10 protein-coding genes and 2 tRNA genes are annotated in these 12,734 nt (G+C 70.2%); 3 read left to right on the forward strand and 9 right to left on the reverse strand.

Going from position 1 to position 12,734, the window contains the following annotated elements:
• On the reverse strand, window positions 1-181 hold a 181-nt coding region (locus tag CS062_RS23545; protein ID WP_143742481.1), incomplete at its 3' end, for a hypothetical protein.
• Between the two features lie 247 nt (window positions 182-428).
• On the opposite strand from CS062_RS23545, the gene CS062_RS23550 reads away from it, so the two are divergent.
• Window positions 429-2,693: a RelA/SpoT family protein gene (locus tag CS062_RS23550; protein ID WP_099864164.1), complete on the forward strand. Its 2,265-nt coding sequence runs from the start codon at window positions 429-431 to the stop codon at window positions 2,691-2,693.
• A gap of 54 nt (window positions 2,694-2,747) precedes the next feature.
• Here CS062_RS23550 and greB read toward each other — a convergent pair whose 3' ends face one another.
• Window positions 2,748-3,317, reverse strand: coding sequence for a transcription elongation factor GreB (gene greB, locus CS062_RS23555; RefSeq protein ID WP_099864166.1), 570 nt, complete (start codon window positions 3,315-3,317; stop codon window positions 2,748-2,750).
• 107 nt (window positions 3,318-3,424) lie between these two features.
• Between greB and CS062_RS23560 the strand changes: the two genes are divergently transcribed.
• Complete coding sequence (locus CS062_RS23560) at window positions 3,425-4,537, forward strand: CaiB/BaiF CoA transferase family protein (protein ID WP_099864167.1); 1,113 nt, start codon at window positions 3,425-3,427, stop codon at window positions 4,535-4,537.
• Window positions 4,538-4,630: 93 nt separating this feature from the next.
• On the opposite strand, the gene CS062_RS23565 is transcribed toward CS062_RS23560, so the two are convergent.
• From CS062_RS23565 to hemC, 6 genes are all read right to left on the reverse strand, one after another.
• A tRNA-Arg gene (locus tag CS062_RS23565) sits at window positions 4,631-4,707 on the reverse strand.
• Window positions 4,708-4,816: 109 nt separating this feature from the next.
• Window positions 4,817-4,893, reverse strand: a tRNA-Arg gene (locus CS062_RS23570).
• Between the two features lie 85 nt (window positions 4,894-4,978).
• Entirely contained in the window at window positions 4,979-6,226 is a 1,248-nt protein-coding gene (locus CS062_RS23575; protein ID WP_099864169.1) for a heme biosynthesis HemY N-terminal domain-containing protein, read from the reverse strand.
• Between the two features lie 10 nt (window positions 6,227-6,236).
• On the reverse strand, window positions 6,237-7,370 hold the full coding sequence (locus tag CS062_RS23580; RefSeq protein WP_233218229.1) for a uroporphyrinogen-III C-methyltransferase: 1,134 nt from the start codon (window positions 7,368-7,370) through the stop codon (window positions 6,237-6,239).
• The gene (locus tag CS062_RS23585) at window positions 7,367-8,230 is read right to left on the reverse strand and encodes a uroporphyrinogen-III synthase (protein WP_099864171.1); all 864 of its coding nucleotides are present in this window, start codon (window positions 8,228-8,230) and stop codon (window positions 7,367-7,369) included. Before CS062_RS23585 ends, CS062_RS23580 begins: the two co-directional genes overlap by 4 nt.
• Window positions 8,230-9,159 (reverse strand): hydroxymethylbilane synthase, encoded by a 930-nt coding sequence (gene hemC, locus CS062_RS23590; RefSeq protein WP_099864173.1) that lies wholly within the window; start codon window positions 9,157-9,159, stop codon window positions 8,230-8,232. Before hemC ends, CS062_RS23585 begins: the two co-directional genes overlap by 1 nt.
• Before the next feature lie 214 nt (window positions 9,160-9,373).
• On the opposite strand from hemC, the gene ppc reads away from it, so the two are divergent.
• Entirely contained in the window at window positions 9,374-12,289 is a 2,916-nt protein-coding gene (ppc, locus tag CS062_RS23595; RefSeq protein ID WP_099864175.1) for a phosphoenolpyruvate carboxylase, read from the forward strand.
• Window positions 12,290-12,301: 12 nt separating this feature from the next.
• Here ppc and CS062_RS23600 read toward each other — a convergent pair.
• Window positions 12,302-12,734, reverse strand: a 433-nt coding sequence (locus tag CS062_RS23600; RefSeq protein ID WP_143742482.1) for a LytR/AlgR family response regulator transcription factor, incomplete at its 5' end; no start/stop codon positions are given.

Here is a 12,734-nt window from a genome sequence, read left to right on the forward strand (position 1 = left end):
GGGCCGGCGCGGCGGCGCCCGATGCCGCCAGGCTCGCCGCCTGCGGCGACAGGCTGACCACGGCGGACGCCTCGGCCTGCGAAGTGGCCGAGGGATCGTCAGCTTCGCGCACGCGTGCCGACTGCCCGGTGGTCGCACCGGGACCATTCGATGTCGTGATGTTGTTCAGGGCAGCAATCATGGGGAGCCTCCCAGGAGGTTTCCGCACATTCCGGCCAGCGGACGCCGGGCCCGGAACACATTCCAGGCCAAAGCCCTTTCCGGGCATGTTCGGTTTATCGGCGGGCGATCTCCGGACTTTAGGCCTCGATTCGAGGGAATCGCACTTTCTTGATAGGTGAAAACCCTCGATTGTGCGACGCCGACGCGGTTGAGCGCTCAAGCCCACTCGTCGGAAACCCCTGCTGCCATCGGTTAAATTTCCACGCATGGGTCTCCGCTCCTTCGCCACCGCTCACATCCCCGGCCTGACGGGCCTGGCCGGTCCCCGGACCGCGCCGGACACGGCCGCCGAGGCGTCCTCGTTCGACGCGCTCGTGGACCGCCTGCATTACCTGCCCAAGGCCGACGTCAAGCGCATCCGGGAGGCCTACAAGTTCGCCGACGAGGCCCATCTGGGCCAGTTCCGGGCCAGCGGCGAGCCCTACATCACCCATCCGATCGCGGTGGCCGGCCTGTGCGCCGACTGGCGGCTGGATGCGCAGGCCATCATGGCCGCGCTGATGCATGACGCGATGGAGGATTGCGGCGTCACCAAGACGGAGCTGATCGAGCGCTTCGAGGCGCCGACCGCGGAGCTGGTCGACGGCCTGACCAAGCTGGACAAGCTGCAGTTCTCGACCCGCGAGGAATCGCAGGCGGAGAGCTTCCGCAAGATGCTGCTGGCGATGGCGCGCGACGTGCGCGTGATCCTGATCAAGCTGGCCGACCGGCTGCACAACATGCGCACGATGCAGCACATGGCCTTCGACAAGCGCCGCCGCATCGCCCGCGAGACCCTGGACATCTACGCGCCGATCGCCCACCGGCTGGGCCTCAACGAGATCTACCGCGAGCTGCAGGAACTGTCGTTCCAGTACATCCATCCGTGGCGCCACGGGGCGCTGGCCAAGGCCGTGACGAAGGCACGCGGCCATCGCCGCGACCTGGTCGCGCGCATCGAGCGCGACGTCCAGAAAGCTTTCTCCGAGGCCAACCTGCGGGTCGAGATCCAGGGCCGCGAAAAGACGCTGTTCAGCATCTACAAGAAGATGCGCGAGAAACACCTGAGCTTCGCACAGGTCAGCGACATCTTCGGCTTCCGGGTGATCGTGCAGGACCTGCCCCAGTGCTACTGGTCGCTGGGCGTGCTGCACCAGCTCTACAAGCCGCAGCCGGGCAGATTCAAGGACTACATCGCCATCCCCAAGCCCAACGGCTACCAGTCGCTGCACACGACGCTGGTCAGCCCGCTGGGCACGCCGGTGGAATTCCAGATGCGGACCGAGGCGATGCACATGGTCGCCGAGAAGGGCGTGGCCGCCCACTGGCTCTACAAGAGCAAGGGCGACGCCAAGGGCGCCCAGCAGCTGGGCTCGCGCTGGCTGCAGTCGCTGCTGGACATCCAGGACGAGACCCGCGACGCGACCGAGTTCCTGGAGCACGTCAAGATCGACCTGTTCCCCGACGCGGTCTACGTCTTCACGCCCAAGAGCAAGATCATGGCGCTGCCCAAGGGCGCGACACCGGTGGACTTCGCCTACGCGATCCACTCGGACGTCGGCGACCATTGCGTCGCGGCCAAGGTCAACGGCGAGCCGGTGCCGCTGCGCACCGAACTGCGCAGCGGCGACGTGATCGAGATCGTGACCGCCGCCGGCGCGCGCCCCAACCCGGCCTGGCTGAGCTTCGTCCGCACCGGCCGCGCCCGTTCCAAGATCCGCCATTTCCTGAAGAACCTGGAGCAGGAGGAATCGCGCGAACTCGGCCACAAGATGCTGGCCCAGGCGCTGCGCGCCGAGGGCCTGGCGCTGCCCAGCCTCAAGGAGGAGGACGAGACCGCCGCCGCCTTGTGGCAGGACCTGGCGCGCTGGGCCGGGAACCGGCATGTCGACGAGCTGCTCGTGGAAATCGGCCTGGGTCGCAAGATCGCCACCATCGTGGCCAAGAAGCTGGCGCGCACCTTGTCGGACCAGGGGCAGCGCCCGGACGCGGTCCTGCTGACCATGGGCCGCTTCGCCACCGACGACGCGCCGGCCCAGGGCCAGGTGCTGCTGGACGGCAGCGAAGGCGCGTCGGTGCGGCTGGCCACTTGCTGCCGACCGATCCCCGGCGACGACATCAAGGGCTACCTGGGCCGCGGCGAGGGCCTGGTGGTGCATACCGCGGAATGCTCGGTGGGCCGGCGGCTGTTCCAGCGCGACAGCGAGCATTGGATCGCGGTCGGCTGGGCCGAGGAACTGACGCGCAGCTTTGAGGCCGAGGTCGGCGTGCTGATGCGCAACGGCAAGGGCGTGCTCGCGCAGATCGCGACCGCGGTCAGCAGCGCGGAGGCCGACATCACCCACATCGCCATGAGCGACGACTCGCAGCAGCGCGAGACGGCGGAAATGACGCTGCTGCTCGCGGTACGCGACCGGCTGCATCTGGCCGATACCTTGCGCACGCTGAAGCGCTCGAGCGCGGTGATGCGCGTCTGGCGGGTGAAGCCCTGAACCAACAACCGACGCGGTGGCATCGGCGGTAGTCACCTCCGCAGGGCCTCGCCCTCAGGCGGCAGGCTTCGGATAACGGACTTCGACGACCTCGATCGTCTCGACGCCCACCGGCGTGACCAGCTGCAGCTCGTCGCCCTCCCGCGCCTTGAGCAGCGTGCGGGCGATCGGCGACACCCAGCTCACCTCGCCCGCGAGGCTGTCCGCCTCGTCGATGCCCATGATGGTGATCGTGCGCTCTTCCCCCTTGGCATTGGCATAGGTCACCGTCGCGCCGAAGAAGACCTGGTCGCTGCCGTGGTGCGCGCTGGGATCGACGACCTCCGCGATGTCCAGCCGCTTGGTCAGGAAGCGCAGGCGGCGGTCGATCTCGCGCAAGCGCTTCTTGCCGTAGAGGTAGTCCCCGTTCTCGGAGCGGTCGCCGTTCTTCGCGGCCCAGGAGACGGTCTCGACGATCTTGGGGCGCTCGACGTCGAGCAGCTGCATGAACTCCGCCCGCAAGCGCGCGTAGCCGGCCGGCGTCATGTAATTGCGCGAGCCCTTGGGCAGCGCCGGCAGCGAGGGGCCGTCGTCCTCATCGTCGCCCGGGGCGGCGTCGTTTTCCTTGGTGAATGCCTTGCTCATGGGCTGGATTGTGTCGCCCTTCCGCGGCAGCCGGGCACTGGGGCGACGGAGTCCCGCGCGAGGACGCGGTATGGTGTCGCGACCCATCACCCCGGAGGCACCCAGGCATGAGCGACCCCACGGAGACCGGCAGCGGTGGCCCCCTGGCTGGATTGAGGATCGTCGAGTTCGCCGGCATCGGGCCGGCACCGTTCGCGGGCCTGGTGCTCGCCGATTTCGGCGCGACCGTCACCGTGGTGGAGCGGCCGGGCGGCGAGCAACGTCTTGGCGGCGGCGCCGCGCTGAATCGCGGCAAGCGGGTGGTGCAGGCGGACCTGAAGTCGCCGCTCGACCTCGCGCGAGTGCGGGAGTTGATCGCCGAGGCCGATGCGCTGCTCGAGGGTTTCCGGCCCGGCGTGATGGAGCGGCTGGGACTCGGTCCCGACACGCTGCTGGCGGCGCATCCCCGGCTGGTCTACGCACGGCTGACGGGCTGGGGCCAAACCGGCCCGCTGGCGCGCACCGCCGGCCATGACATCAACTATGTGGCGCTCAGCGGGCTGATGCCTTTCGCGGGTCGACCCGGCCAGGCGCCGGCGCTGCCGGCCACCTTGCTCGGCGATGTCGGTGGCGGCGCGTTGACCCTGCTCTTCGGGCTGATGTGCGCGTTGTGGGAATCGCGTCGCTCCGGCCGGGGCCAGGTCGTGGACGCGGCGATCGTCGACGGCGTCGGCTATATGGGAACGCTGATCCAGGCGCTGCGCGCGGGCGGTCGCTGGGACGAAGATCCAGCGCGCAACTTCTTCCTGCACCGCTCGCATTTCTACGACAGCTTCGAATGCGCCGACGGCCGCTGGCTGTCCCTGGGCGCGATCGAGGCGCCCTTCCATCAGGAACTGATGGCGCGCCTGGGACTGGCGCCGGTGCCGGCGCAGGACGACCCGGCCCAGTGGCCAGCGCTGCGCGCGCAGGTGGCGGCACGAATCCGCGAACAGCCGCTGGCGCATTGGGCGGCGGTATTCGAAGGCAGCGATGCCTGCGTCGCACCGGTGCTGACCGCTGCCGAGGCTCCGCTGCACCCCCACCATCAGGCGCGGCGCAACTTCTTCACCCAGGACGGCCAAGCCTGGCCGATGCCGGCACCCAAACTCTCCCGCACGCCGGCGACGCCCGGGCCGGCAGCCGTCGCGTCGAATATCCAGCCGGGTTTATCCAACGCGGACGATATTCGCACTCGATAACCAGCGAAGAGTATTCGGCGATGCTTTAGACGAGTCGAGAAAAACTTCAGGCAAAGAAAAAGGCCAGCGTCTTTAAACGCTGGCCTTTCGATTTGGCGCGGCTGGCAGGATTCGAACCCACGACCCCTTGGTTCGTAGCCAAGTACTCTATCCAACTGAGCTACAGCCGCACGACTTTTACTGATCAGGAACCGCCGTCGTGGAAGCGATCCCAGGTTTTTGTTGTTGCTTCTTCTTTGTTGCCGAATCGTCGGTTGCCCTTGGATTCAACAGTTTTTCTGGCGCGGCTGGCAGGATTCGAACCCACGACCCCTTGGTTCGTAGCCAAGTACTCTATCCAACTGAGCTACAGCCGCTGAAAGACTGCGACTATAGCATGCAATTTTGGAGGTCCGCAAGAATCTCGCCGAAAAATCCTTCGATCGACCGGTCGGCCCGTGCTCAGCCCAGGCGCGCCGCCGCCTCGAAGCAACGGGCGCGGCGTTCGCCGTCGTCGTCCTGGTCGGCCATCTCCGCCAGGCGCAGCCAGCTGCGGCGGCGCGCGGCGACGGACAGTTCCCGGTCCTCCGCCGCCTGCTCCAGCATCAGTCGCGCCTTGCCCCACAACTGGCGCTCCGCCAGCGCATGACCCAGGGCCAGCGCCATCGTGCCGTCGCGCGGGAAGCGCTGCACCGCCCCTTCCAGCCGCTGCAGCCATTCGGGGCCCAGCCCGGGCGCGCACAGCACCAGCGCCTCGGCCAGGGCCTGGCGCTCATCGGCGCCCTGCTCCGCGATGGCTTCCCAGAACGGGCGCAGCCAGCCACGACCATCCTCGGGGGCACCTAGGGCCGCCGCGCAGTTCGCCGCGCGCGCGGCCACGAACACATCACGTCGGTCCGACGCATCCAACTGTTGCCAGACCGCGCGCAGCTGATCGATGTCGCGGGCGGTCTCCAGCGCCTCGCAGGCCAGCGAGCGCAACAGCCCCTGCGCCGCCGACTTCGAGAAGCCCTGGTGCTTGGCCAGCAAGCGCGCGGTGCGCAGCGCCTCCAGCGGCTGATGTGCCAGCCGGCTGCCCTGCAGCTTCAGCCGCAGCGCCTGGGTACGGCGCGCCACGCCGGGGGTCAGTTCGCCCAGCAGGCCGAGCGCGCGCGGCGCGTCCCGGTCGTCGAGCGCCCATTCGGCCGCCAGCAGCCGGGCGCCCTCTTCCTGCACCCGCGCGCCGGCCGAGGTCGCCGCCACCTGCAGCGCCTGGCGCAGATGCTCGTCGCGGTTGCGCCGGTCCTGCAGCTTGTGCGCGCTTTGCGCGGCCACCAGATGGGCCAGCGCCATGAACGCGCCGTCCTGCGCCAGGTCCGGCGTCTGCGACTGGATGCTGAGCGCGCGTTGCGCCGCCTTCTGCGCGCGGCTGTAGCGCGCGCCGAAGTACTCGGCCCAGGCTTCTCGCAGCGCCACCTGGGCACTGCGTTCACGCTGGGCCATTCGCCAGAGCCGCGCCCGCTTGGGCAGCGTCAGCAGCGCATCCAGCGTCTGCATCAGCGTCATCAGCGCGAAGCAGCCCGCCACCAGCAGCAGCAGGAACAGGTTGAGCGACAGGTCCATCCGCCAGCCGCGCCAGTAGAAGCTGGCCAGACCGTCGTTGTTGCCCAGCGTCAGCGCCGCGACCACGGCCGCGACGAACAGCAGCACCAGCCAGATCACCATCCGCATGGCGATCTCCTCAGCGGGCCACCGCGCTCAGCGCGGCGAGGGTGTCGTCGGGCCGCGGCACGCTGACCTGGCGGGACTGGCCCTGCACCTGGCGCAGCAGCTCCACCGTCTGCGACAGCTTGCGCGAGCGCGCATCGAAGTAGCGGTCCAGCATCGCCTGCGCTTCGCGCAGGTCGACCTGCGCGGTGTCGAACTGACGGCTCAGCAGCGCCAGACGGGCGTTCAGCAGTCTGAGCTTGAGGTTCTCGCGCAGGAAGAAGGCCTGCTCCGGCGCGATCAGCGCGGCCTCGGGATGGTCGATGCGCGTCACGCGCAGCAGGCCACGGGCCTCGCGCCAGACCTCGCCCGACAAGTGGGTCCAGCGCTCGCCGGCCTGGTCCCAGAGGCGCGACCACCAGCCCGGCTCGCCCTCGGCGGCGGCCGACACCGAGGAGGCGGGCTTGCGCGCGGCGACGGTCTTCACCATGGCGGCGCTGGCCGCAGGCGCTGCCGCCGCAGGTTCGCGAACGGGCTGGGCGACGGCCAGCAACGGCAGGTCGTCGATCTGGCGCACGACCTCGTCGAGCTTGATCGTCAGCGTCGAGACGTCGACGACGCTGACCGCCTTGATCCGTTCGAGGTCGCGCGTCACCGCGCGGCGCACGCCTTCCAGGCGCGGCTGCTTGTAGCGCGCCAGCCGCTCGTCGGCCTGGCGCAGCGCGGCCACCAGCGGCTCGGCGCTGCCGGTGATCGTGCCCTGCTGCATCGCCACCCGCAGCGAGGCCTCGATGTCGCCGACCACGTTCTCGTCGCGCGACCGGTTCATCGACTGCATCAGCCCCTCGAGCTGCTCGCGCTGCACCGCCACCTCGGCCAGCCGCGCATCCAGCAGCGCCACCTTGGCGGCGGTGTCACGGCTGAGGTCCTGGGCCTGGCGCGCCTGGTCGCGGGCGATGTTGGCCTCGCTCTGGCTGCTGTCCTGGCGCCGGACGAGTTCCTGTTCGACCTGCTTGAGCCGCTGCTGGCTCTGCCAGGCCAGGCCGAGGGCCAGCAGGGCCACGAGGCCGACGCCGGCCACGACGGCCTGGGTCAGCGTGGCGCCGGATTGCCGGGCGGGCTTGTGGGGCGACGAAACGTCGGCCGCTGGGGTGTTGGTCTCGCTCACGTGGGCGATTCTAGGGTGGACCCTGACAGCATCCGGAACCCGGCCGCGACGGCCGCCGCGTCGGGTCGCACCAAAACCACATGCCCCACGCCGAGCGCCCGCGCGCGCGCCGCGATCCGCTCATGGGTCGCGAGCGCGCGCACCCGCCCCCAGTCGGCGGCCAAGGGCGAGGGCCGGGACGGGTCGGCGGCGGGATCGCGCGTCCCCTGTTCGAGGGAATCAAGATGGCCGATCGCCTCCGAGCTGCTGAAGAGCCAGACATGGCGATCGGGCGCGTCGAGCGCCGCACGCAGCAGCCGGCGACCTTCGGCATCCAGGACCGGGCAGGCCCGGCGATAGACGCTCACCGCCGACACCGCCGCGCCCGCTTCGCGGAGGCGGTCGCCGAGCCATTCGCGACCGCCATCGCCGCGCACCAGCAGCGCCCGGCGACCGGTCCAGTCTGCACCGGCGACGCGGCAGAGCTCCGGCCACAGATGCTCCGAATCGAGGCTGTCCGCCTCGACCGGCGGCTGGACGATCCGGGCCGCCGGCACGCCGCGCTCGATCAGCGCTCGCGCGCTGCCGGGGCCGACCGTGGCCGCCCAGGTCCGGTCGGGCCATGCGGCCGGCGTCCCGTCCGCGGGCCGTCGGTCGAAGAAGTGCTCGACGGCATTGGGGCTGACGAACATCGCCAGATCGGTCGTCGGCAGCCTGGACCACGCCAGCGCCAGGCCGGAAGGATCACTGGCAGGAGCGATGTCGATCAGCGGCAGCGAGACCGTTGGCACGCCGAGTTCCGCCATCCGCCGGGCCCAGTCGTCGGCCTGGGCCCGGGGTCGGGTCAGCAGCAGACGGACCGGGGCGACCTCGCCCGGCATCAGGCGTCCTTCAGGTACTCGGCGGCGCCGTGCTCGCGCAGCGCGCTCGCGGCGGCGACCCCCAGTGCCTCGGCCTGGGCCAGGTCGGTCGCAGCCACGGTGGCCTCCGTCCGCAGGAGGGCCCGCTCCGGCTGGGTCGGGTGCCCCAGGGCGGCGCTCAGGCGCAGTCGGCCGTCCGCCTCCCAGACCGCGTGCGCGGCCAGCGGCATCGAACAGCTGCCGCCGAGTTCGCGCGACACCGCGCGTTCGGCGGCCGCGGCCAGCCAGGTCGGCCGGTGCGCCAGGGCCGCCAGATGCTCGGCCAGCGGCGCCTGCCCGGCGCGGATCTCGATGCCCAGCGCGCCCTGGCCGGTGCACGGAATCATCTCGTCGACGCCGAAATACTGGCGGATGCGGCCGTCGAGCCGCAGTCGCTTGAGGCCGGCGGCGGCCAGCACGATCGCGTCGTACTGGCCGTCGTCGAGCTTGCGCAGCCGTGTGTCCAGATTGCCTCGCACCGGCTCGATGCGCAGGTCCGGCCGCATGTTCTTCAGCTGCGTCACCCGGCGCAGGCTGGACGTGCCCACGCAGGCGCCCAGCGGCAGCGCGGCCAGGCTCTCGTAGTTCGGCGAGACCAACGCATCGCGCGGGTCCTCGCGCTCGAGCACCGCGGCGAGCACGAAGCCCGCGGGCAGCTCCATCGGCACATCCTTCAGCGAGTGCACCGCCAGCTGCGCGCGACCATCCTCCAGCGCCGTTTCCAACTCCTTGACGAACAGGCCCTTGCCGCCGACTTTGGACAGCGTGCGGTCCAGGATCTGGTCACCGCGGGTGGTCATGCCCAGCAGCCGCACGTCCAGGCCGCGCGTCTGCAGCAGCGCCTGGACATGTTCGGCCTGCCACAACGCCAGCCGGCTCTCGCGCGTGGCGATCACGAATTCTTGGTTCATGGAGCGGGATGCTAGCCGAGCAGGCGCGGCGCTTCCGCCGGCACCGAGGGACCACCGCTTGCCGCGAAGCGTCGCTTGCGCGATGCCGGAGCGAATCGCGGCATCCGCGCCACGCCGCCGTGCGGGCCGCGCAGGGAGAAACTGCTAAAGTGAGTCGGAGGTAACTCCGTTACATCACCCCTGCCCCGGTCTCTGACGAACTCCTGACGCCACCATGCCCGCCAGTACCGCTTCCCGCCCTGCCCGCCCGGCTGTCCGCTCCGCTGCCAAGCCGTCCTCGACCTCGCGCGCCAAAGCCTCGGCCACGCCCGCCTCGAAGAAGCCTGGCACCGCCAAGGCCACGACCCGCTCGATCCAGATCGTCAAGGACAAGAACCAGCCGCTGATGGACGACATCCGCCTGCTGGGCCGCATCCTGGGCGAGGTGATCCGCGAGCAGGAGGGCCGCGAGGCCTACGAACTGGTGGAGCGGGTGCGGCAGCTGTCGGTGGCCTTCCGCCTGAAGCGGGATGCGCAGGCCGGCAAGCAGATGGACAAGCTGCTCAAGAGCCTCTCGGGCGAGCAGACCGTCAGCGTGATCCGCGCCTTCAGCTACTTCTCCCACCTGGCCAACATCGCCGAGGACCGCCACCATGTCCGCCGCCGCGAGGTGCACGACCGCGACGGCTCGCTGCAGCCCGGGTCGCTGGCCTATGCGCTGGAGCGGCTCTTCGACGCCGGCGTGCGGCCGGCCGAGGTGGCCAGGACGCTGGAGAACGGCTTCGTGTCGCCGGTGCTGACGGCCCACCCGACCGAGGTGCAGCGCAAGAGCATCCTCGACGCGGAGCGGGCGATCGCCGAATTGGTCGGCGCGCGCGACCGCCTGCACACCGAGCGCGAGAAGGCCGCCAACGAGCATCTGATCCGTGCCCGCGTCACCCAGCTGTGGCAGACGCGGATGCTGCGCTACTCGAAGCTGACCGTCGCCGACGAGATCGAGAACGCGCTGAGCTACTACCACGCGACCTTCCTGCGCGAGATTCCCAAGCTCTATACGGAACTCGAGGAGGCGCTGCCCGGCGAGGACGTGGCGCCGTTCCTGCGCATGGGCCAGTGGATCGGCGGCGACCGCGACGGCAATCCCAACGTCACCGCCGACACGATGCGGCTGGCGCTGCGCCGCCAGAGCGAGCTGGCGCTGCGTCACTACCTGACCGAGTTGCACGAGCTGGGCGCGGAGCTGTCGATCTCGCTGCGGCTGGCGGGCGTGACGCCGGCGATGCAGGCGCTGGCAGAGCGCAGCCCCGACCAGAACGAACATCGCATGGACGAGCCCTATCGGCGGGCGCTGACCGGCATGTATGCGCGGCTGGCGGCGACGCTGCAGGCCCTGACCGGCACCGAGGCGCTGCGCCACGCGGTCGCGCCGCAGGACCCGTACCTGACGCCCGAGGAGTTGCTGGCGGACCTGCGCGTCATCCAATCCTCGCTGGAAAGCCACCACGCGCATGCGCTGATCGCGCCGCGGCTCAAGCCGCTGATGCGCGCGGTGCAGGTCTTCGGCTTCCACCTGGCGACCCTGGACCTGCGACAGAGCAGCGACCAGCATGAGCTCACCATCGTCGAACTGCTCAGGACCGCGCGCGTCTGCGAGGACTACGCCGCGCTGGGCGAGCTGGAGCGCCGCGCGCTGCTGGTCGACCTGCTCAACCAGACGCGCCCGTTGCGCGTGCTGGGCGCCGACTACAGCGAGCGCACCCTGGGCGAGCTGGCGATCTTCGAGACCGCGCGCGAGTCGCTGAAGCGCTTCGGCCGCGAGGCGCTGCGCCACTACATCATTTCCCACACCGAGGACGTCAGCGACCTGCTGGAAGTCCAGCTGCTGCTGAAGGAGGTCGGACTGCTGCGCGGCACGCTCGACGGCGAGGCGGTCTGCGACCTGATCGTCGTGCCGCTGTTCGAGACCATCGCCGACCTGCGCAACGCGCCCGGCATCATGCGCGGCTTCTACGAACTGCCCGGCATGGCGGCGCTGGTGCGCCGCTCCGGCGGCGAGCAGGACATCATGCTGGGCTATTCCGACTCCAACAAGGATGGCGGCGTCTTCACCAGCAGCTGGGAGCTGTACCGCGCGGAGATCGCGCTGGTGCAGCTGTTCGACGAACTGCGCCAGCAGGGGCCGCTGACGCTGCGCCTCTTCCATGGCCGCGGCGGCACCGTCGGCCGCGGCGGCGGCCCGAGCTACCAGGCGATCCTGGCCCAGCCGCCCGGCACGGTGAACGGCCAGATCCGCCTGACCGAGCAAGGCGAGGTCATCAACTCCAAGTACGCGAATCCGGAAATCGGCCGGCGCAACCTGGAGACGCTGGTCGCGGCCACGCTGGAGGCCACGCTGCTGCATCCGACCAAGCCGGCGCCCAAGGCCTTCATGGACGCGGCGCAGGCGCTGTCCGACAGCAGCTTCGCGGCGTACCGCGGGCTGGTCTACGACACCCCCGGCTTTGCCGACTTCTTCTTCGCGGCCACCCCGATCCGCGAGATCGCCGAGCTCAACATCGGCTCCCGGCCGGCGTCGCGCAAGGCGACCCGCGCGATCGAAGACCTGCGCGCGATCCCCTGGGGCTTCAGCTGGGGCCAGTCGCGCATCACGCTGCCGGGCTGGTGCGGCTTCGGATCGGGCATCGAGTCCTTCCTCGGCAAGGACAAGGCCGGCCGCGCGGAGAAGCTGGCGCTGCTCAAACGCATGTACAAGCAATGGCCCTTCTTCCGCACCCTGCTGTCCAACCTGGACATGGTGCTGGCCAAGGCCGACCTGGACATCGCCCGCCGCTACCTCGAGCTGGTGGAGGACAAGCGCCTGGGCAAGAAGATCTTCGGCGCGATCGAGGCCGAGTTCGCCCGCACCGAGGCGGCGCTCGCGCTGATCACCGGCGAGAACGACCGGCTCGCGGCCAACCCGGCGCTGGCCCGCTCGATCGAGCACCGCTTCCCCTACATCGATCCGTTGAACCACCTGCAGGTCGAGCTGATGCGTCGCTATCGCGCCATCCCGGCCGAGAAACGCGCCGAGGACCCGCGGCTGGAGCGCGTGCAGCGCGGCATCCATCTGTCGATCAACGGCATCGCGGCGGGACTGCGCAACACCGGCTGAGGCGCGATCGCCTCAGCGCTGGCCTGCCAGCGCCTCCCGCACCGCGGCGACCTGGCGGCGCGACACCGCCAGCCACTCGTTGACGTGGGCGATGCGGACCGCCCAGCCGAGTTCGCCGCCGTTGTCGCCATCCGCGTCCGCCGGCCCGTCGGTGGGCACATGGCGCTCGAGCTCGCGCACCGCCGCCTTCGCGACCAGCGCGTTGCGGTGAACGCGCAGGAAGCGATCGCCCAGCCGCTGCTCCAGCTCGCTCAGGGAACCGTCCATCACGTGGCTCTGCGTGGCCGTGCGCAGCGTCAGGTACTTGAGCTCGGCCTTGAAGTAGAGGACCTCGGCCAGCGGCACCCGCAGCAAGCGGCCGCGCTCGGTGATGTTGATGACCGGCGCCTCGGCGGCCGGCGCCGCGCCCTGGCCGGCGTGCCCGCCCTCCTCGCGGGCCTTCGCG

Origin of the sequence: Roseateles chitinivorans, from assembly GCF_002761755.1 — a bacterium.
Classification (GTDB): domain Bacteria; phylum Pseudomonadota; class Gammaproteobacteria; order Burkholderiales; family Burkholderiaceae_C; genus Roseateles; species Roseateles chitinivorans.

Bases quoted from the DNA above. Each gene is read 5' to 3' on its own strand.
- CS062_RS23560 (WP_099864167.1), top strand. From the start codon at position 3,425: ATGAGCGACCCCACGGAGACCGGCAGCGGTGGCCCCCTGGCTGGATTG.
- ppc (WP_099864175.1), top strand. From the start codon at position 9,374: ATGCCCGCCAGTACCGCTTCCCGCCCTGCCCGCCCGGCTGTCCGCTCC.
- CS062_RS23575 (WP_099864169.1), bottom strand. From the start codon at position 6,226: ATGCGGATGGTGATCTGGCTGGTGCTGCTGTTCGTCGCGGCCGTGGTC.
- greB (WP_099864166.1), bottom strand. From the start codon at position 3,317: ATGAGCAAGGCATTCACCAAGGAAAACGACGCCGCCCCGGGCGACGAT.
- CS062_RS23585 (WP_099864171.1), bottom strand. From the start codon at position 8,230: ATGCCGGGCGAGGTCGCCCCGGTCCGTCTGCTGCTGACCCGACCCCGG.
- hemC (WP_099864173.1), bottom strand. From the start codon at position 9,159: ATGAACCAAGAATTCGTGATCGCCACGCGCGAGAGCCGGCTGGCGTTG.
- CS062_RS23550 (WP_099864164.1), top strand. From the start codon at position 429: ATGGGTCTCCGCTCCTTCGCCACCGCTCACATCCCCGGCCTGACGGGC.